The 21,165-nt window shown below is 42.1% G+C and carries 19 protein-coding genes; 7 read left to right on the top strand and 12 right to left on the bottom strand.

From position 1 onward, the window contains the following. Positions 1 to 70: 70 nt before the first annotated feature. The 4 genes from DXX94_RS00740 to DXX94_RS00725 form a co-directional block, all read right to left on the bottom strand. Positions 71 to 571 carry a hypothetical protein gene (locus tag DXX94_RS00740; RefSeq protein ID WP_116018203.1) on the bottom strand — a complete coding sequence of 167 codons (501 nt, stop codon included), beginning with the start codon at positions 569 to 571 and terminating at the stop codon, positions 71 to 73. A 96-nt stretch (positions 572 to 667) separates the two neighbouring features. Beyond that, positions 668 to 2,137 (bottom strand): RDD family protein, encoded by a 1,470-nt coding sequence (locus tag DXX94_RS00735; protein WP_116013224.1) that lies wholly within the window; start codon positions 2,135 to 2,137, stop codon positions 668 to 670. 126 nt (positions 2,138 to 2,263) lie between these two features. Next, a complete protein-coding gene (locus DXX94_RS00730) occupies positions 2,264 to 3,436 on the bottom strand; it encodes a vWA domain-containing protein (RefSeq protein WP_116000070.1) in 1,173 nt (390 codons plus the stop codon). Between the two features lie 3 nt (positions 3,437 to 3,439). After that, positions 3,440 to 4,285: an AAA family ATPase gene (locus tag DXX94_RS00725; protein WP_116013223.1), complete on the bottom strand. Its 846-nt coding sequence runs from the start codon at positions 4,283 to 4,285 to the stop codon at positions 3,440 to 3,442. A 161-nt stretch (positions 4,286 to 4,446) separates the two neighbouring features. Between DXX94_RS00725 and cysK the strand changes: the two genes are divergently transcribed. Next, complete coding sequence (gene cysK, locus DXX94_RS00720) at positions 4,447 to 5,415, top strand: cysteine synthase A (protein WP_116000068.1); 969 nt, start codon at positions 4,447 to 4,449, stop codon at positions 5,413 to 5,415. 136 nt (positions 5,416 to 5,551) lie between these two features. Next, positions 5,552 to 5,980, top strand: coding sequence for a hypothetical protein (locus DXX94_RS00715; RefSeq protein ID WP_116000067.1), 429 nt, complete (start codon positions 5,552 to 5,554; stop codon positions 5,978 to 5,980). A 90-nt stretch (positions 5,981 to 6,070) separates the two neighbouring features. Here DXX94_RS00715 and ggt read toward each other — a convergent pair whose 3' ends face one another. Then, a complete protein-coding gene (ggt, locus tag DXX94_RS00710; RefSeq protein ID WP_116013221.1) occupies positions 6,071 to 7,828 on the bottom strand; it encodes a gamma-glutamyltransferase in 1,758 nt (585 codons plus the stop codon). A gap of 105 nt (positions 7,829 to 7,933) precedes the next feature. Further along, positions 7,934 to 8,545, bottom strand: coding sequence for a tRNA-uridine aminocarboxypropyltransferase (locus tag DXX94_RS00705; RefSeq protein WP_116013220.1), 612 nt, complete (start codon positions 8,543 to 8,545; stop codon positions 7,934 to 7,936). Between the two features lie 43 nt (positions 8,546 to 8,588). On the opposite strand from DXX94_RS00705, the gene rrtA reads away from it, so the two are divergent. Beyond that, positions 8,589 to 9,215, top strand: coding sequence for a rhombosortase (gene rrtA, locus DXX94_RS00700; RefSeq protein ID WP_258872057.1), 627 nt, complete (start codon positions 8,589 to 8,591; stop codon positions 9,213 to 9,215). A gap of 99 nt (positions 9,216 to 9,314) precedes the next feature. Here rrtA and DXX94_RS00695 read toward each other — a convergent pair whose 3' ends face one another. From DXX94_RS00695 to DXX94_RS00680, 4 genes are all read right to left on the bottom strand, one after another. Next, positions 9,315 to 10,019, bottom strand: a complete 705-nt coding sequence (locus tag DXX94_RS00695; RefSeq protein ID WP_116013218.1) for an LrgB family protein — start codon at positions 10,017 to 10,019, stop codon at positions 9,315 to 9,317. Then, entirely contained in the window at positions 10,016 to 10,480 is a 465-nt protein-coding gene (locus tag DXX94_RS00690) for a CidA/LrgA family protein (protein WP_116013217.1), read from the bottom strand. Before DXX94_RS00690 ends, DXX94_RS00695 begins: the two co-directional genes overlap by 4 nt. 99 nt (positions 10,481 to 10,579) lie before the next feature. Further along, positions 10,580 to 11,308, bottom strand: coding sequence for a substrate-binding periplasmic protein (locus DXX94_RS00685; protein ID WP_181901449.1), 729 nt, complete (start codon positions 11,306 to 11,308; stop codon positions 10,580 to 10,582). Between the two features lie 299 nt (positions 11,309 to 11,607). Beyond that, on the bottom strand, positions 11,608 to 12,819 hold the full coding sequence (locus DXX94_RS00680; protein WP_116013214.1) for an EAL and HDOD domain-containing protein: 1,212 nt from the start codon (positions 12,817 to 12,819) through the stop codon (positions 11,608 to 11,610). Positions 12,820 to 13,187: 368 nt separating this feature from the next. On the opposite strand from DXX94_RS00680, the gene DXX94_RS00675 reads away from it, so the two are divergent. Then, entirely contained in the window at positions 13,188 to 15,602 is a 2,415-nt protein-coding gene (locus tag DXX94_RS00675) for a YgiQ family radical SAM protein (RefSeq protein ID WP_116013212.1), read from the top strand. A 102-nt stretch (positions 15,603 to 15,704) separates the two neighbouring features. Then, positions 15,705 to 17,294 carry an ABC-F family ATPase gene (locus DXX94_RS00670; protein ID WP_116013211.1) on the top strand — a complete coding sequence of 530 codons (1,590 nt, stop codon included), beginning with the start codon at positions 15,705 to 15,707 and terminating at the stop codon, positions 17,292 to 17,294. A 112-nt stretch (positions 17,295 to 17,406) separates the two neighbouring features. Here the strand turns inward: DXX94_RS00670 and DXX94_RS00665 are convergent, their stop codons facing one another. Further along, complete coding sequence (locus DXX94_RS00665; protein ID WP_116013209.1) at positions 17,407 to 18,369, bottom strand: integron integrase; 963 nt, start codon at positions 18,367 to 18,369, stop codon at positions 17,407 to 17,409. 272 nt (positions 18,370 to 18,641) lie between these two features. Between DXX94_RS00665 and DXX94_RS00660 the strand changes: the two genes are divergently transcribed. Together DXX94_RS00660 and DXX94_RS19230 are read left to right on the top strand one after the other, a co-directional pair. Continuing rightward, positions 18,642 to 19,202 (top strand): hypothetical protein, encoded by a 561-nt coding sequence (locus DXX94_RS00660; protein ID WP_116013207.1) that lies wholly within the window; start codon positions 18,642 to 18,644, stop codon positions 19,200 to 19,202. Between the two features lie 113 nt (positions 19,203 to 19,315). Beyond that, complete coding sequence (locus DXX94_RS19230; RefSeq protein ID WP_181901448.1) at positions 19,316 to 19,648, top strand: hypothetical protein; 333 nt, start codon at positions 19,316 to 19,318, stop codon at positions 19,646 to 19,648. 33 nt (positions 19,649 to 19,681) lie between these two features. Here the strand turns inward: DXX94_RS19230 and DXX94_RS00650 are convergent, their stop codons facing one another. Further along, positions 19,682 to 20,638, bottom strand: coding sequence for an IS110 family transposase (locus tag DXX94_RS00650; protein WP_116013204.1), 957 nt, complete (start codon positions 20,636 to 20,638; stop codon positions 19,682 to 19,684). Positions 20,639 to 21,165 lie beyond the last annotated feature (527 nt).

Here is a 21,165-nt window from a genome sequence, read left to right as displayed (position 1 = left end):
TCTTATTATTTTTATTTTTATTTTTATTTTTATTTTTATTTTTTTAAGAGACTAAGTAATTAATTGAGAACTATTTAAACTTCACTTGTTTCTCACTGCGACGATAAGTGCGCCTTTCTGGCTCAGTCCATTGCCCATTTTTTAAGTAGCTGGTCGATACGGTGAGTCTATCTGGCGACATCGTACTGGTCGATTTCACTTTGGTTATACCATCCTTATTACCGGTTACCTCTTCATAGGCAACAAAGCTGTTATCACTTAATACCTCAATTGTTCCTTGAGTGTAAAAACCTGCGGTTGTGAAATAATAAAACACTAACTGCTGCTTACTTTTATCAAAGAAAATCAGTGACTCGCCGCCATACATGCCGTTATTAATAGAATGGAGAGTGCGCAGTGTTGTACCATTCAAGGCTTTCTCCCAACGCGATACGTCTACAACCGTCGGTTTGCCATCTTTTTCCTCGAACACCGCTTCCCAATTACCCAGATAAGGCTCGAATATATTTAGTTCATCGATAAATGGCAGTGAGTCAGCTGACACCTTTAATGAAGTACTAAAGAATGCCATGCCTAGCACGTATGCAAGAATATAATTACGCCAATTCATTGTTGTTCTCCTCATATTAACGGGAAATGTCAGCGGGATGTGTCACGCGATTAATTTTTATTGAATCTTAGCCTTAGAGCACGCCCTAGTATCAATAACGACAGTAGCTGATATTTTATCGTGAATCGCTTGACGGTTAGCATCCCAAAAAATTTGTATGAACCCTAAGAGACCCGTGGCTATACCGGCGCCATAGCCGCCGTATCGACCAAAACTATCCCATATCGATAATGGTGTACCATCAAGTTGAATAACGCGAATGCCGAATAGCTTTTTACCCGGTGTTTGCCCACCCCACACCGCAGTTAGCGCGGTAAAATAAAAGGCTGCCCAGCCAAAGCCTAGCCCTAAATCGTGAATAATGCCTTTAACGAGCTCGACAAGTGAATACACTGGCTTGTCTGTAGTCGATGGGGTTTCAGTACTCGATGACTCGCGTTCTGGGTTATCTAGGTTACGCAGATTATCTTGGCTAGCTTGGTCTGCGCTTTTAGCGCTTGGCTCTGCTACTGTGGCAAGATCGCCGCTAATGAGCTGTTTACTACTCGCATTTTCATCTGATTCGGTCTCGGTAAGTAAGGCACTAAGCTTGGAAATAAGCGCTTGTTGTTGATCAGCAGGAACTTCCAGCCCAGTGACAGTTTCGTTAATCAAGGTTTGCTTCTTTTCATTGTAAATGCTGGTTTCATTCAAAATAGTGACACTTGGCGATAGGGCTTGATACCAGCAATCGACAGTTTCACAATCACTATCGCTAAGCTCTGAAACCACCTTGCCAAAGGCCACGCTAATCATTAATTGATCACTGACCGACACTGCTTCTTCTTGGTCTATTACCGAATTCAAATCGGTATAGCCTTTACTACTGTATCCACCATCGTAGTATTTATTGCTATCAGACCAACCTAAGTCATCGAAAGCATCTGGTAAAACAGAAAGTAAAACGACAAAAACACTAAATGCCGCAATAAAACGCATAAATTTTCGACGTTTACGACCTTTCGTGTAACCCATTTCTTCGGCGCGTTGCTGGCTACCTAAGCGATATAAGGTGATCGCGATCACAATTGCCAGTAGCTCTCCTGGTGCACTGCTTAGCATTGCAATCAATAAACCATCAATAGCGATAGCACTGCCCCGCTTAAATGGCGATGCCAGTGGTAATCCGAATAATGATTTATCTATTTTAAACGCGAAGGGAGTTAATATTTGCCGAGTTTCATCACCTGTTAAATGATGATCTGATACTGCGTCTGTAGCTTGAGTAGTTTGGTGAGAAGTAAGCTTATTTAAATTATCGCTAGTTTTTTCAATTAGCTTATGACTGGAGATGTCGCTTGAAATGCCACGAGGTGTATCGCTTGAACTATCACGTGAATGGTCGTTTAAGTTCCTGTCTGCTTTATGTTGCTGATTAGCTTGTGGATTAGCTTGTGGATTAGCATGCAGATTACCATGTAAACTATTGTTTTCGTTGACTTGTGCCTTGTTCGCATCTAAGTCAGATGATTGCAAATCGGTAGCCACCAATTGCTCCTTTTAGGTGTGCTGTTGTTTTAGCAACTTCAAAATTAACTTATTGAAATCACATTATTTGATCTGGTTTGTTTAACTATGCAGTTTAAGCAGTTTAAACATAAGTAAAGCGCTTCTCTAGAGCAGCGCTTTAATCCCTTCCGTTAAGCCTGATATCGTCATCGGGTACATTTTCTTATCAACCAATTGATGCATAATGTTGATAGACGGATAGTAATGCCATGCTTCTTGAGGTTGAGGGTTTAGCCAGATCACTTTATCAAAATGGTCGGTTACTCGCTCCATCCAAACACTGCCCGGCTCCTGATTCCAGTGTTCAACACTGCCACCAGGGTAAGTGATTTCGTATGGTCCCATGGTTGCGTCACCAACAAATATCACTTTATAGTCACGACTAAATTTGTGGATAACATCTAAAACATCCATACCTTCGTTATAGCGGCGCGCATTGTCATGCCACACTTGTTCGTACAGGCAATTGTGGAAATAGAAAAACTCTAAATGTTTAAATTCGGTATGTACCGCCGAGAACAACTGCTCACAAACGCGAATGTGATCGTCCATTGAGCCACCAACATCGAAAAACATCAACACTTTAACCGCGTTATGGCGCTCAGGCTTCATTTTGATATCTAGATAACCCGCATTTTTCGCAGTCGCGGAAATTGTATCATCCATCGCCAGCTCTTCACTCGCGCCACTGCGTGCGAATTGTCTGAGCTTACGCAATGCCACCTTGATATTGCGCGTACCAATTTCGACTTGGTTATCCAAATTACGGTATTGACGTTTGTCCCACACTTTTACCGCTTTGCGATGACGCGACTCATTCTGACCAATGCGCACCCCTTCAGGGTTATAGCCGTAGGCACCAAACGGCGATGTACCACCTGTGCCTATCCACTTATTACCCCCTTGATGGCGCTTTTCTTGCTCTTTCAGCCGCTCTGCCAAGGTTTCCATTAGCTTGTCAAAACCGCCCATTGCCTCAATTGCTTGCTTTTCTTCCTCGCTCAAGGTTTTCTCTAATTGCTTACGCAACCAGTCTTCAGGAATAGACGACAAATCTAAATCCAGCGATTCTACCCCTTTGAAATAATCAGCAAAGGCGCGATCAAAGCGGTCAAAGTAACTTTCGTCTTTGACTAAAATTGCGCGGCTAATGGTGTAAAAATTATCGATATCAGCAAACACCACGTTTTGCTCAAGCGCGCGAATTAAATCCAATAGTTCACGTATCGTGCTTGGTACACGGTATTCACGAACTTTTAGAAAAAAGTCTATCAGCATAATTTATCGACCTGAGCGGTTCATAAAGGCAAGCTTTTCAAATAAATGGACATCTTGCTCATTTTTTAACAAAGCGCCGTGAAGTGGTGGAATGGCTTTTGACTGCTGACTATCACGCAATACTTCTGGTGAAATATCTTCAGCGAGTAGCAGTTTTAACCAATCAATTAATTCAGACGTTGATGGCTTTTTCTTTAAACCCGGAATGTCTCGCAATTCAAAGAACGAGGCGAGCGCTTGGTCAAGCAACTGCTTTTTGATACCAGGAAAATGAACATCCACAATCGCCTGCATCTCAGCTTTATCAGGGAAGTTAATGTAGTGGAAAAAACAACGGCGCAAGAAAGCATCAGGTAATTCTTTTTCGTTGTTCGAGGTAATAATTACAATTGGGCGCTGTTTGGCGACAACGCGCTCTTGCGTCTCATAAACGAAGAATTCCATTTTATCGAGCTCTAATAGCAAGTCGTTTGGAAATTCAATATCCGCCTTATCAATTTCGTCAATTAACAAGATTGGGCGTTGCTCGTGCGTAAAAGCCTGCCACAACTTACCTTTAACAATATAGTTGCCAATGTCTTTTACTTTTTCATCACCCAATTGGCTATCACGCAAACGAGATACCGCATCGTATTCATATAAGCCTTGCTGTGCTTTTGTCGTTGATTTGATGTGCCATTGAATAAGTTGAGTATCAAGGCTTGCAGCAAGTTGCTCAGCCAGCATAGTTTTACCTGTGCCTGGCTCACCTTTGATTAGCAATGGACGCTCAAGTGCAATAGCGGCATTAACAGCAAGCTGCAATTCTTTTGAAGCGATATATTCGGATGTACCTGTAAATTGAGTCATAAAAATACCAAAAATTGATCTAAATTCGTAATTTCGTTATTCCATTTTTGCATATAAGATATAACGAAATATCACTTTTTTTTTTGTAATATCTAGCTACTCTAATGGAGTAATTCCAACAATTCTATATTGTTAACAAGAATATTCTACAGGATCCGAACATGACTTCTATCTTTCAAGACAACTCAACCAGTATTGGTCGCACGCCACTCGTTAAGCTTAACCGTGTGACTGGCGGTAACGTATACGCAAAAGTTGAAGCAAGAAACCCAAGCTTTAGTGTTAAGTGCCGAATTGGCGCGAGTATGGTCTGGGATGCAGAGCAAAAAGGTTTGCTAGGCGAAGGTAAAGAAATTATCGAGCCAACCAGTGGTAACACAGGTATTGCGCTAGCGTTTGTTGCAGCTGCACGCGGCTATGCAATTACGTTAACCATGCCAAATACAATGAGCCTTGAGCGTCGTAAGCTACTTGCAGCACTTGGTGCCAAACTAGAGCTTACCGAAGGTGCTAAAGGCATGAAAGGTGCGATTGAAAAAGCACAAGAAATTCGCGATTCAGACCCAGAGCGTTACGTTTTACTTGGTCAATTCGATAACCCAGCAAACCCAAAAATTCACGAAGAAACAACAGGTCCAGAAATTTGGAACGACCTTGACGGTCAAGTTGATGTATTCGTTGCTGGTGTTGGTACTGGTGGTACAATTTCAGGTACTAGCCGTTACTTCAAGAAAACACAAGGTAAAGACGTAATTTCAGTTGCTGTTGAACCAACAGATTCGCCAGTCATTACCCAAGCTAAAGCTGGCCAAGATTTAACCCCTGGTCCACACAAAATTCAAGGTATTGGCGCTGGCTTTATCCCTGGCAACCTAGATTTAGACTTAGTTGACCAAGTAGAGCAAGTCTCGAATGAAGAAGCGATGGAAATGGCACACCGCCTAATGAAAGAAGAAGGTATCTTAGCAGGGATTTCTTCTGGCGCAGCGGTTGTAGCAGCTAAGCGTTTAGCAGAATTACCAGAGAACGCAGACAAAAATGTTGTCGTTATTCTACCAAGCTCTGCAGAGCGCTACTTAACTAGCCCATTGTTCTCAGACAGCTTCAGTGACAAAGAGTTAGTTCAGTAATTATCTGAATATTAGATAAACCACTGATTTGATTAAAAAAGGCGCACTTGGCGCCTTTTTTAGTGCATCAAGCTTAGAGTTATGCATACAATAGCGAAAACCATGGACACTATTTAGGTATTATTTTTTAGGAATTATGAAACGACTTGTTAGCATTATCGCCGCCTTTTCATTTTTATTGACCGGTTGCACTGGCGAAGAAGAAATCACTGAGCTTGCCAATCCTGAGCTTGTCGCCGTTGCGTTTTTTGACGCCCTCTATAATCAGAAAGACGTTAAAAAAGCCGCTATGGTATGTACACCTAAGCTTGCTCGCATCTTACTACACTACAAATCGCCAACAGCAGTAAGTCGCCATATTTTTAATATGCAGTTTGATAAAGTAGAAATTAAACCTGACGATACGGGTGTCAAAGTGCGAGAGCAATTTAAAGATAACGCCGATATCGTATTGTACTTTGACGGTTATTTTCAAAATGAGCGAGTGAAAGACGTAAAGCGCATCAGTTTAAAACAAGTTGATGGCCGCTGGGTGATAGATAAAATTTTAAAAGATCCTTTCTAATTTCTTCTAGGCTTTAGACATTGTTTTTAATACTAAAAGGGCTTCCAGTTGGAAGCCCTTTTATCTTGTTGATAATCCTCAGAGAATTAACTACTTGGCTAAGACCTTACCTTCACGACGAGGATCAGCGCCGCCATAGAGCTTGCCATTTTTCACTTCAATGGCATGTACACCACTGTTAAGGTCACGCACCATCACTTTGTGTCCTCTCGCTTCAAACTCACTTTTAAGCGCAGCAATGGCAGTCCCCTTTTCCAGTGTTGTCACCTTATTGCGGTTGGTAATTTTCGGTAAATTTATCGCTTGCTGAGGATTTAACTGCCAATCTAAAACGCCGACAATCGTTTGCGCAACATAGTTAATAATACGGCTACCACCTGGTGAGCCAACGACAAGTTTTAGGCTACCATCAGGGTTAAACACCATCATAGGTGCCATCGAACTTCTTGGGCGCTTAAACGGCTCAACGCGGTTGGCAACTGGTTGCCCATTACGCTCTGGTGACAACGCAAAATCTGTCAATTGATTATTGAGGATAAAGCCATGCACCATCACCGCTGAGCCAAATGCCATTTCAACACTTGTAGTCATGGAAATTGCATTACCATCGCCATCAACAATTGAAATATGGCTAGTAGAAGGCAGCTCAAAGCTATCATTTATCGCGTAGCTAAGGGCAACTGGCTGCCCTGCTTGCGCTGTCCCCATGTCTTTTTCAGTTTGAATTAACTGGGCTCGCTGATCTAAGTATGTGTCTGCCAACAACGCCTGTGTAGGTACGGTCACAAAGTCTTGGTCAGCGACATATTTATCTCTGTCAGCAAAGGCTAAACGCGAGCTTTGTGTAAATAAATGCCACGGCTGAGCGGTGTCATACGCCTGTTTTGACAACTTGAAAGGTTCAAGCTGCTTCAAAATTTGGATAACCGCAATACCACCTGAACTTGGTGGTGCCATGCCACACACTTGATAACTGTGATAGTCGCCACATACTGCTTCTCGCCATTTTGGCTGATAATCTTTCATATCTTTGAGCGATAAACTGCCAGGCGCGATTTCTGCGTTGTGAACCGCATTAACGATGTCATGGGCAATTTTACCTTGATAAAACGCCTCAACGCCCTCGCGAGCGATAGTGCGGTAAACTTCTGCTAACGGTTTGTTCACCAAACGCTGCCCTGCTTTAATAGGCTCGCCGTTAGGAAAAAAGTAATTAGCAATTTCCGGTAATTTTACAATGCCAGGGTTAAACTTCATCGCTACTAATTTTTCTAATCGCGGCGAGACAATAAAACCTTGGTCGGCTAAGGTTATTGCCTCGTCAAATAATGCTGCCCAAGGTAACTTACCGTATTTATCATGCGCTGCTTTTAACCCACTTAGCACGCCAGGTACGCCCACTGAGCGCCCACCAACCACAGCGTCAATCCATTTGATTGGTTTACCTGATTTATCAAGAAACATATCAGAAGAGGCTTTTGCTGGCGCAGTTTCACGGCCATCAACTGTTGTTAACTGTTTATTGGCTTGATCCCAGTGCAAAATAAATGCGCCGCCACCAATGCCTGATGATTGCGGCTCAACCAGTGTTAACACTAACTGCACGGCAATTGCGGCATCCACCGCACTGCCACCTTTTGCCAGAATGTTGTAGCCAGCTTCGCTCGCATAAGGGTTTGCAGCAGCCACCATGTAGTCGCTACCAACCACTACTTGCTTTTGGGTTAGCCCTGTTGCCGCTTCAGGCTCTCTAGTTTCACGAACTTTAACTTCGCTAAAGGCTGCACTGCTAAATGAACAAGTTAAGGCAATGCTTAACAGACTCAAGGGTAAAAAGTGTTTTTTCATTAACCTGACTACCTGATAATTATTTGATGAATTGTTTGATAAACCGCTGAACGTGCATCACTGCGTACATCATTGCGTGCGTTAACCCGTGTATCAATACCCGTATTAACGCGCTGATTTTCTCAACGATAACTGATGTTGATTATATTGCGCAAAGTTTTCTAACAAACTTGCGTAGTTTCCCGTGTTTTGCTCTAGGATGCCCAATGCGTAACAACTTGCTTCTAAGGTTGATAACGCATTTTCCTTCTGTGTTTTACGAATATCGTAACAACTCGCTAAACCACTCGGTAAATGCAATTGCGGCAGTTGGTGCAAGCATGTCGAGAGTTGGAACATTTTGTAAGCTTTTTTCCAAGTTCCATCAATCACAATCAATGTTGATTCTTCTGGCTGTGCGATTACCTTGGCGGAAATCTCGCTCGAATGCTCACCCGGAAACATGACATAGAGTTTTTTCCTAAGTAAGTTACTTTCTTCGTTAAGCATGCCTCTAAGAAAGGCTTGAAAGTCAGCGTGTTCGTCAAAGTTCTCGCCCACAAAACGGCGGCTATTTGATAATGACGTTAACAGCAAGTCTGCACTGCCTTTTGGGTGATCAACTTCTTTGGGATGCTGAAGTATTACAATCTCAGCTTGGTTATCAACCTTGGCGGCATATTGGCAGATACATCGAGCAGGTGGTCTTTGGCAATTATCACATGTGGCTCTAGCCATGTTTCTCTCAACTCATTACACTAGCGGCAAATAGTAAATTAGCTTGGACAAATTACAAAGCTTGTTTTCCTCTACCTATATTGATCGCTCAACTTGGCAGCAATTAGCGGGCTCATTGCTAATTATTGCAGCTATTTTGATTGCCTATCTTTTTGAACAGCACGTTGCCAACTTCGACTTTTATCGCAGCGCAATTCACGGCGGCGAGTATTGGCGCCTTTTCACGGGCCATTTATTTCACACAAATGGTATTCACTTGCTACTTAATATCGCGGGCTTGGCGCTTATCACCGCGTTACATCGACATTTTTATTGTGTGTCTTTGTATGCCGCCCTGATTATTTTCTCCATGCTATTTATTAGCCTTTATTTATTGGTTTTTGGCGATTTAAGCCATTATGTTGGTTTATCTGGGGTACTGCATAGTTTATTTGCTTGGGGGGCGTTAAAAGACGTTGAAAACAATGAAAAAACAGGGATATTTTTGTTTTTAGGGCTTTGGGTAAAAGTGATGATGGAACAAACGCAAGGGGCTAGCGATCATATCGCTACATTAATAGATGCCTCTGTCGCCATTGATGCGCATCTTTCAGGTGCAATAGCCGGTACCTTATTCTTCGCACTCAGCTATTTTGCTCACTACCTCAAGAAGTTTAACAAGCGCGTCTGACTCTCCATTAACCTAGTTCTATCGCTACTTATTTAGCTATTCATTTAACTATTCAGGTATTTTGGTCATTCCTGTGTTTTCGCCATTTTAGTATTTTGGCTAAAGCAAGCTAAATATAATTGGCGTCAGTACAGGCGAGAAAATCGCAGTTAATAACGCAGATAAAATCAATGCGAGCGAGGCAAATGCACCGTGTTGATAACTAATTGACGTAATAGTCGCCGTACCCAATGCGTGACTTGCACAGCCAATCGCTAACCCTTGCGATTTACTATCGCTAATGCCTAGCGCGTTAAGCAATTTAGGACCCAATACAGCACCAGCTACACCGGCGACAATAATGCCAACCGCAGTAATCGCTGCCACACCTTTTAATTGTTCCGTTAACGCTAAGCCAATTGGCGTAGTTACTGATTTTAACGATAGCGACACCGCCACATCTTGCTGTTGGAACAACCACATCGCCATGCCCAAATTAGCACCTAGCATAATGATAATTGCGACCGACAGCACCCAAGAAACATGCGTTATTTCATCTCGTATGGTGTGCAATTGCTGATATAACGGAAAGCCTAGTGCAACCACAGCCGGTTCTAGCAAGAAAGTGTAAACCTGAGTGTATTGGTAATATTGCTCATAGCTGATGTTATTAATCAGCAATAACGGAATGATAACCAACATGGCTAACACCATAGGGTTGAGCCAAATACGCTTGGTGCGTTGCTGGAGCTTTGCACATGCTTGATAAATCACTAAGGTCAGCAAGCAGTACACAATAAATTCGAGTATTAGCGCACTCGTCATAAGGCTTGCTCCCTTTCACTTGTTGGCTCAGGTGCTCGTGGCTTGGACGTTGGCGGCTTACCCGTTACCGACTCAGGCGTTGATTTTGATACTAAGTTGCCATGTTTTCGGCTTTTCCCTGTTGTCGCAGTTTGATAAAGCCAGCCGACGATTATCATCAACGCAAAGGTCGAAATAATGGTAAACAGTAATAATTGCCAGCCGCTCGCCCTGATCAGGTCAAAGTAATTCATAATGCCAACACCAGCAGGCACGAAGCAGACACTGATGTTTTTGATCATAAAACTGACTGTGTCCGCGACGCGCTTTGCATCAAATACATTTAAATGTAAACCAAAGGCAAAGTAACACATGCCATATAAGCTTGCTGGCAGTAAATCAAATACGGCGAAAGTGAGATATCCTAGCGCAAGGCAGATAAAAATTGCCGCTAGGCTGTATAAGCTATTTTTATAATGCAAAAGAGAAGACTTAGGCCACGATATTCGCTGGCCGATAAAACAAAAGAGTTAGAAAACCTATGATAATAATCAATTTTATACTTGTCATTAACCCTAAGGTTAATGTTCGATATAACCCGCTAATATTTTGTCAATAACACCGTCTGACGTTAAGCGATTGATAACCGCAAGCAGTTTAGCTACAGAAATTTTAGACTTTGGTGATATCGCCGTACGAATTTCATGGTGACTGACCAAATAACTGGCTATTTGAAAGCGTTCGTCTTCACCACTTTTTTGCAATGCATGGTGAATCAAAATATCAGAGCCTACAAAGCCATCAATCCAGCCCTTATCGAGACGTTGAAAGTTATCTAGCAATGACTTTACATCTGACCGATAAATATCTTGTCGCTCGAACGAACCAGTTAAAGCCGGATAAATATAGCCGTGTACAGTACCTATGCGCTTCTCATAAAGATCACTAAGTTTTGTATAATCTTGTTCACCACTAAGTTGAACAATAACGTTTTGTTCATCAAACATTGGCTCTGACCAAATAATTTCAGGTGCCGTTATCCACTTTGGGTTCGAAATAAAGTAAACATCTAATGTGCCATCAAGCAAATATTGCTCAACTCTTGTTCTAGGGAGAAACACAAAATTAGTGTCTAAATCGAGCTCTTTAGCCACCTGTACTGCAATATCGTAAATCACGCCTCCAGTTAGCTGCTCCTGCTCAATTAACGCATATGGCGGGCTGTTATTCACACCATAGCCAATGTTGATGTGCTCGCGTGCCGGAGTTTTTGTGCAAAATAACGAGAAGGTGAGAAATGTAGTTGTCAATAAGGCTTTGATGGACAAGTTATTCGCTATTAGATGGGCTAAAGTAACTAAATTTTAAGGCAACCCGCCAAATTGTTCAAAACTTCATCGCGATGCGTGATGTTTATCCAGCGACTTATGAATATCAGGCATGTTTTCATGAGTACTTGCGATAAGTACTTTTCATAAATTCAGTGCCAATACCAATTTAGATAACTAGCAGGCTTTTCTTATTTTGGCCTGCTAATTACTTTTGGCTTAGTTTAATTTGCCTCGACTTAATTTATTCGTTTAGATATAAAAGCGTAACTGACTGAGAGTTAATTAGAAAAACTTTGACACCATTTGCTCGCTGCCACAAATTCTTGATGAATTACCTGCGCGTCTAACATGTAGGTATCAATTAAGCTATTAATATCATCGCTATTGCCGAGAATATAGCTTGTGGTGAGCTGTAATAATTCGCCTAACAATCCATCTTTACCTAGTAATGCCAACTCAATTTGTTGCGCTAGTGGAATTTGCTTAACCACCTCACTAATCGGCTGACCAAGCACAACATCAATCGAACTTAATAACCCGGTAATAAAAGCCAAATCTTTGATTTCGACAAACATTCCTTGGCTGGCGATCGCCTCCATCAACTTTGCAGTCACCAGCGCTTGTTTTGCCGCTTCCTCTGTTTTTTCTGTGGTAAGTTTTGACAGTGCCAAAATAGAAACAAACTGACGAACTTTTTCTTCGCCCAAGTAAGCAACCGCCTGTTTTAGTGAAGTGATTTCTACACGAGTTCCTGTCGCAACATTGTTGACCATTTTCAGCAAGCCAACGCTTAATTGCACATCATGACTAATGATATCGGCAATCGCGTTGAAATCTAACGGGGTCTTAAATGCCTCATTCATTAGCTGCATCATTTGCGCTTTCACTGGTGCTAATGTCTGCCCTTCAATGATTTCAGGCTCGTGATAAAAGTACCCTTGGTAATAGTTAAAACCGACCTCAACCAACGACAATAACTGCAAGTTACTTTCAACTTTTTCGGCAACTAACTTAATATCATGCGGCTTTATGCGCTCGGTCACAGCAAATAAGCGCTTTGGGTTAATAACGTCAATATCAACCTTAATAAAGGCAATATACGGGAAGAATACATCCCACTTCGGATCGGTATCGTATTCGGTTAAAGCTAGCTGATAGCCGCGTTGATGATACAATTTTGCTAATTTAAGCAGTCGAGCGATATCGCTTCCCTTACTCATAATTTCGATAACAATCGAATTAGGATCAAACAACAAAGGAAACTTATTAACTAGGCACTCTTCGGTAAAATTAATAAATGCCGTTTTACCCATGGTGATGGCTTCAATATCGCCATGTATATGGTTTTGAATAATCAGTTTCGAACTGGCAACGTCAGGGTCAATCAGTGGAAACTCATTTTTCGGGCTGTCGCGAAACAACAACTCATAGCCAATGGTGTTGGCATTTCTGTCTAAAATTGCCTGTCGAGCAATATAGGTACTATACATGATAGTGTTTAAATTCCTGATGCGTTTTCGTGCGTTAATGCGCGGCACTGCGTGTTATTGCGCACGTTATCGTGCGTGATACTTGTAATGGCGACACAAAATACCTTATTTTTTCCGTTAAGGAAATGTAAACCAGTTGTCACCAACCGCGTTCATTTGCCGATGAATTCAGCAGATTCAAAAAACTCTAACTAAAACAAAGCTTAGTCGTAATTTACTAAGCTATCGAATTGTTTAAAGAAAGTTGACGCTAAACACAGATCATTTAGTTTGCTATAATCGCGCGCCTGCTAGCGATTTAGCGGTCAATTAGCTAACAATTACTAGCGATTGATTATTTATACATAGGTTACATATAGGTCAACTTAATGATTCCACAGCCGAAAACCACCTTGTTTGAGTACCCAAAATACTGGGCAGAATGCTATGGCACGGCACCGTTTTTGCCAATGTCACGGGCAGAAATGGACGAACTCGGCTGGGATAGCTGCGATATTATTTTAGTTACGGGTGACGCCTACGTTGATCACCCAAGCTTTGGCATGGCGGTGATTGGTCGTATGCTGGAATCGCAAGGCTTTCGCGTAGGCATTATTGCTCAGCCTGATTGGCATTCTAAAGAAGCCTTTATGCAGCTGGGTAAACCAAATCTATATTTCGGCGTAACTGCAGGCAATATGGACTCAATGATCAATCGCTACACCGCTGAGCGACGTTTACGCCACGACGATGCCTATACCCCAAACAACGAAGGGGGTAAACGCCCCGATCGCGCTACCCTTGTTTATTCACAGCGCTGTAAAGAAGCCTATAAAGATGTGCCTGTAGTGCTCGGCGGTATTGAAGCAAGCTTGCGCCGTATCGCTCATTATGATTACTGGTCAGAAAAAGTACGTCGCTCAATTTTATTCGATGCCAAGGCCGATATTTTAATTTACGGCAATGCCGAGCGCCCGTTAGTGGAAGTTAGCCATCGTATCGCTCGTGGTGAAGACGTTAGCACCATTACTGACGTGCGCGGTACGGCGTTTTTGGCCAAGCACGCCCTACCCGGCTGGAAAGGCATCGATTCTCGCTCAATTGACAAACCGGGGAAAATTGACCCAATCCCAAGCCCTTATATTGATACAACGGCTAGTGACGCTTGCGACTCGGCTAAAAGTTCAGGCAACACTAATGTAAAAAATGACGTACAAACAGTTGAACCAGAAAAAGATATCACCAAAGCACCACAACCTATTCAGATAGCCGACTTTAGAAATAAAACGTGGGAAAAGAAAAGTAAGCCGTGGGAAACCACCTACATTAACTTGCCAACCTTTGAGCAAGTGCGCGATAACAAAATGCTGTATGCCCATGCTTCTCGTATTTTCCATCAAGAAGTAAACCCCGGCAGTGCCAAGCCGTTGGTACAAAAACATGCTGACCGCATTATCTGGTTAAACCCGCCTGCTTACCCACTATCAGAAGCAGAAATGGATGGCGTATTTGGCCTACCATATCAACGCGTGCCACATCCTGTATACGGCAAGGCAAAAATTCCTGCCTACGACATGATCAAAACGTCAATTAACATCATGCGCGGCTGTTTCGGAGGCTGTACTTTCTGTTCCATTACCGAGCACGAAGGGCGTATTATTCAATCGCGCTCAGAAGAGTCGATTTTACAAGAAATTGAAGATATTAAAGAAAAAGTGCCGGGCTTTACCGGCGTTATTTCTGATTTAGGCGGGCCAACTGCCAACATGTACCAGCTACGCTGTAAAAGCCCGAAAGCTGAGGCGACATGTCGCAAGCCAAGTTGTGTTTGGCCGACCATTTGTGGTCATTTAGATACCGACCATACGCCAACCATTAACCTTTATCGTAAAGCGCGTAATGTTAAAGGCATTAAAAAGGTCTTGATTGCCTCTGGTGTGCGATATGACCTTGCGGTAGAAGACCCTGCTTATGTGAAAGAACTCGCTGAGCATCATGTTGGCGGCTATTTAAAAATTGCGCCTGAGCATACCGAAGAAGGCCCGCTCAACAAAATGATGAAGCCCGGTATGGGCAGCTACTATCGCTTTAAAGAGCTTTTCGACAAATATTCAAAAGCCGTTGGTAAAAAGCAGTATTTGATCCCGTATTTTATTTCGGCACACCCAGGCACCACAGATATGGATATGGTGAACTTGGCGCTATGGCTAAAAGAGAATGACTTTAAGCTAGATCAGGTACAAAACTTTTACCCTTCACCACTCGCCAACGCGACAACGCTTTATCACACGGAAATCGACTCGCTACGCAACGTTAGAAAAAACAGCGAAAGCGTGCCTGTGCCTAAAGGTGGCCGTCAGCGCCGACTGCACAAGGCGATATTGCGTTATCACGATCCAAATAACTGGCCGCTTATCCGTGAAGCCTTAGCCAAAATGGGCTTAGCCCACAAGCTTATTGGTAATAAACCCGGCTGTTTAGTGCCGGCTGAAAGCAAGCAAGAAGGCAGCTATCAGCATCATAAGAAAGGCGGTAAAGGCAAAAATAATGCGCAAGGCTTTAAAAAAGGCGAAGGCGTAAAAAGCACCTCGAACAATAATGGCAAAAAAGGGTTAACGCGCTTTAGTAATGACCAATTCACCGATAGACAAGGTGACGATAAAAAATCAGGCGCTAGCGGTAAAAAGCGCCCTTATGATAAGCACAATCATTCGAAAGCTAATAATTCAAAGCCAAGTAGTTCGAAACCACGGTTTTCTACCGAAAAACCAGCAGCAAACAAGAATAAACGACGCCAGCGCTAGCGACAGCACTGGCTGCTAAAACAAGACGAAACAGATTTAAAATTATCTAAATTGCGAGCGCTGGCATTTTATCGCTAGCCGCTCCACTAAGGAAAATATCACGTGCTAATTGCAAACAATATCACCCAACAGTTTGGTGCTAAGCCACTGTTTGAAAACATTTCACAGAAATTTGGTAACGGTAACCGCTATGGTCTTATCGGTGCCAATGGTTGTGGTAAATCTACCTTTATGAAAATTTTAGGTAGCGATTTGGAGCCAACCGGCGGCAACATCAGCCTAGATCAAAACGATCGCATTGGTAAGCTTCGCCAAGACCAGTTTGCTTTTGAAGACTACTCAGTTGTTGATACCGTTATTATGGGTCACACCGAGTTATGGGCAGTTAAAGAAGAGCGCGATCGCATTTACGCCCTGCCAGAAATGAGCGAAGAAGACGGTATGCGTGTTGGCGATTTGGAATCACTTTACGCAGAAATGGACGGTTACAGTGCAGAAAGCCGCGCCGGTGAATTACTACTTGGCGTGGGTATTCCTACCGAGCAGCACTACGGCAAAATGAGTGAAGTTGCACCGGGCTGGAAATTACGTGTGTTACTTGCCCAAGCGCTATTTTCTGATCCAGATATTCTGCTACTCGACGAGCCAACCAACAACTTGGATATTCACACCATCAAGTGGCTTGAAGACACGCTAAACGAACGTGATTCAACCATGATCATTATTTCCCATGACCGTCACTTCTTAAACTCAGTGTGTACCCACATGGCAGATTTAGACTATGGCGAGCTGCGTGTTTACCCAGGTAACTACGACGAATATATGCTGGCGGCTACGCAAGCCCGCGCTCGTTTATTAGCTGACAACGCTAAGAAGCAAGCACAAATTGCTGAGTTAAAAACATTCGTAGCGCGCTTCTCGGCTAACGCTTCTAAAGCAAAGCAAGCCACGTCACGCGCTAAGCAAATTGATAAAATTCAATTAGATGAAGTAAAAGCTTCCAGCCGTGTTAACCCATTCATTCGCTTTGAACAAGAAAAGCCCTTGTTCAGAAACGTGATTGAAATTGAAGGCTTAAACAAAAGCTTCGACGATTTACACGTGCTAAAAAACATCAACTTAATGGCAGAAGTGGGTGAGCGCATTGCGGTTATTGGTGAGAACGGTGTCGGTAAAACCACTTTCTTACGTACCTTAATGAGCGAATTAGCCCCAGATTCGGGTGAAGTGAAATGGTCAGAAAATCACAACATAGGTTACTACGCGCAAGATCACGCTCACGAGTTTGAAGAGGACATGAACTTATTCGACTGGATGAGCCAATGGCGTAAAGAAGGTGACGACGAGCAGACTATTCGCGGCTTCTTAGGCCGTATGTTATTCTCTGCTGACGATATTAAAAAGTCAGTGAAAGTGCTATCTGGTGGTGAACAAGGGCGTATGTTGTTCGGCAAGCTAATGATGCAAAAGCCAAATATTTTAGTGATGGATGAACCAACTAACCACTTAGATATGGAGTCGATCGAGTCATTAAATATGGCGTTGGAGCAATTTGAAGGCTCTTTAGTTTTCGTATCGCATGACCGTGAATTCGTTTCTAGCTTGGCAACGCGTATTATCGAAATCACCGCTGATGGTTATACCGATTTTGCTGGTACTTACGACGAATACTTAGCTTCGCAAAGCAAATAATCATTTACTGCCTAAGTAACTGAATTAAAAGCCGCTGAACTGCCCTATTTTGCGCAACTTAGCGGCTTTTTTTTAACTGATTTTGTAAGTCTTGTTTTGATAAATTAGGTTTCTATAAGTCAGAAAGAGGGCTTCGTACCCCATTTGCGCCTTGCTGCAATATGTGGGTGTAAATTTGTGTTGTTTTCACATCGCTATGCCCGAGTTGATCTTGAACCGTACGAATATCGGCACCTGATTGTAACAAATGTGTAGCAAAAGAATGTCGCAATGTGTGTGGCGTTACATGCTTGTTTATTTGTGCATTTGCGCTGGCCTGTTTTATCGTTCGTTGGATCTGCTTTTCATTGATATGATGCCTCCTAAGTAACCCACTTTCAGCATCTGTGCTTAGCCTACTTGCAGGAAAAACATACTGCCAAATCAAAGTTTTGTTTGCACCACTATATTTTTCACGTAAACGGTGTGGAAGCCAAACCCCACTGTAGCGATTATTTTCAACATCACACGACAACAAATACTTCACTTGGTCAATTTGCGCAGTAAGCTTCGGAATTAATTCAGGCGCTAAGGTAACCACTCTGTGTTTGCCACCTTTGCCGTTAAAAATACGTAAACACTGATAGTCGGTATCTACATCAATCACCCTTAGCCTCGCGGCTTCCATTAAACGTAGTCCACTGCCATAGAGTAAACTTACCAGCAAATGATGTTTTGCAGCAATAAAGCTCATTAGCCGCTTAACTTCTCCCTTGGTTAACACCACAGGCAATTTGGTTTGCCGCTGACTTTTCACAAATGCTAGCTCTACTCCAAGCGGGTTGTTCAAAATTTCGCGGTATAAAAAACTTAACGCGTTTAGCGCCAATGCCTGCGTTTTTGGTGCTACATTTTTACGAATGACAATATATGTAAGAAAAGCCTCAACCTCCTTGTCATGCATATCTTTAGGGTGAGTAAACTCATGAAACCGAATAAAGTCAGCAATCACTTTAAGATAAGAAGCAATCGTCCGTTTTGCGTATCGACGTTGATACATATAGTCATGAATAGACATTAAAAACTGCGATTTCATTATTGTCCCTCAATAATAGTGATTCAAAATCATTAACTGTATTTATATACAGCAACGGTGAATTTTGCAAGATTTCAGGATCGTGGACATTTTGTCCAATTTCGCCTGCGCTATAAAAACATCGGGAGAAATACTATTTAAAATTATAAGCTTAAGGTATGGTTAATAAATATGAAGAATATTATTGGACAAAACGTCAGGAGAAAATTGGACATTTTGTCGCATAATAAATTGTTAGCTTTTTTTGGAAAGTACGGTATTAATTTTTAGATATGATAAGTGAAACTGCTATTTTTCTTGGTGCGTTTGGTACGGGTCTCCTAGCTTTGGATGTAGTTAAACCGAAGTTCCTTCGTAAGTCTAGGGATCTTCTATCCAGAGTTGCATCGCATGACTTAAGCCCGTTGATTTTATTCAAGTCTGAATTTGATGAAAAGGATCACGAAGCCATATCTGTAATAAAAGCTATCGGCTTTTACGTTTCTTTGCTGTCTCTTTTTGCAGTTTACATTGTGTATCAGCCAAGTGATGAACTCATTCAGAGAATTTCCTATTACCCTGCCAGTTCTATTGGCTTGATGGTTATTGGATATTATTTACCTAATGTGCGTATAGGAGGCTGGCTCATCGCGACTGGTACTTACATGGTTACCCCATTAATTTTTTGTTTTCTATTTACCTATGCAGCTTTATTGTCGGTGCTACAACTTCCAATAAAGTTGGCAATGAAAACAGAAGAGAAGTGGCTTGGAGAGGATCAAGCTCCAAGGTTTCTAGGGTATGGTATCTTATTTATTAGTTTTATTTTGCAATTCATAGCATTGAAAAGCTAACAAGCGCATTAACAGGGACAAAAAAGTGTTGGCTTTTGCTCCTTCGTCGCTGATTTTAGCCAACAATTTTTTGCCCATTATGCGGGCGTTAGAGTTCATCGAGGAACAGAGGCATGCAAAGTGTTATATACAATTCGGAAGAAGAAAGAATTGCTGTTGAATATTTCTCTCGGCTATCGGATATGGTTGGCGCTGTAGGTATTGGGGTTTGTTTTACTCTGCTTCAATTTCCTGAACCGAGAAAAGCTGCTGCGTTATCTTCGCTTCTATTTTTTTGTTGGGCAGTATCGCTCGGTCGAAATTACAACATTATGATCAAAAGAGCTAAATCAGCATCCAAACCGAGCACATGGATGTTTTTAAAGTATGCTTGGTTCGGTTGGGTAGCACTAGTATTTATGCTTTCTATTGCGGTTGGCGCAGTAAAACCAGAGCATTTTGTGTAATTGAACTCTAACAAGAGACTATGGCGTCAATAGCTAATTTTTAGCTTTTGGCGCTTCCCACATTACTCCGTCTCTGAGCATCGAATTTAATATCACCACCATCTTTCTGATACAGGCAATTATCGCCACTTTTTTAGGTTTGCCTGCACCAACTAATCGTTGATAGGTATCTTTAAACACCGGATTACTTTGAATCGCTGACAGCATCGCCATATATAACACCGTGCGCACTTGGTGCCGCCCACCTTGGATTCTCCGTTGTCCTTTATAACGGCCACTTTCTCGATTCATCGGCGCAACACCAACTAGGCTGCTCGCTTGTTTACCCGTTACATAGCCAAGCTCTGGTAAATTACTGATGATTGATGCGGCCGCTATTTTGCCGATACCTGTCATGCTTTGCAGAATCGTATTTTTCTTCTGGTATTCAGGGCAAGATTCGATGAGTTCAACGAGTTTCTTTTCAATTTTTAGGATTTGATGTTTAAACGCGGTAAGTATCGGCTTGATGGTCATTGATAAGCTTTTTGGCAAAGACTGAAGGCGGTTCTTTTCCATCGTTTGCATCACAAGTAACTGATTTCTTCTGGCGACCAAATCACTCATGACTTGCATAGTGGCTGGTTTGAGTTGTGATAGTGCTGGTTTAATCACTTCCCCATAATGAGCGATAAGCTGCGCATCAAGTTTGTCTGTTTTAGCGCGCTGTCCAATCGCACCTGCAAAGCGTTTGATGTGAATAGGATTGGCGATAACAAACGGCAGTTTGCTGTTCGCACACGCCATAATAAACGGCATTTCTAACCGCCCTGTCGCTTCAATGACGATGCGTTCAACAGGGTATTGCTTGAGCTGATTTATGGCTTCTGCAATCCCTTTTTCGTCATTGGGGACGGTGAAGTAAATGTCCAAAGGACGAAGATATATATCAAGTTGGTACTTACCTGTATCTACCCCAACGTGAATCTTTTGATTGATGACTGTTTTCATAATAAGCTAACCCTTGCTTGCATAATGCGGGTTCGAGACCCAGTAGACTATTCGAGTATGTTGCTTGGAGTCTTTTACAGCGTTCGTTCTTGTTATCGGTCTCTCGATTGAGGAGCCATTAATCAATCGAACTACTGTAAAAGAAGGCCTTAGTTGCCGCTAAGGCTTGGGTCTCTCTTTACCGAAAATGGTTATTTAGGTGGGTAATTATCCATACAAGAAAATTAAATCGGACTAAAAATGCTTGGCTTGGTTCGTTTCACTCACAAGTATAGCTAAGCATTTTTAGCCGTTTATTTAAGCGTTATATTTTCAACTATTCCGCTCGAAACTAAACTCAAGTATAAAAATTTAATTGTTACTTTTTTACTTTTTTACTTTTTTACTTTTTTACTTTTTTACTTTTTTACTTTTTTACTTTTTTACTTTTTTACATAAGCATAAAAACACAAAAAATCATATTTGAGTTGAATTGTTCTTAATTTAATATAAACTCGATTTATCAATTTTGTTTTTTCAGGTGTTTT

Source organism: Thalassotalea euphylliae, assembly GCF_003390375.1.
Lineage (GTDB): Bacteria > Pseudomonadota > Gammaproteobacteria > Enterobacterales > Alteromonadaceae > Thalassotalea_F > Thalassotalea_F euphylliae_A.
Note: the sequence above shows the minus strand (reverse complement) of the source record. Positions and strands in the feature narration are given on the sequence as shown.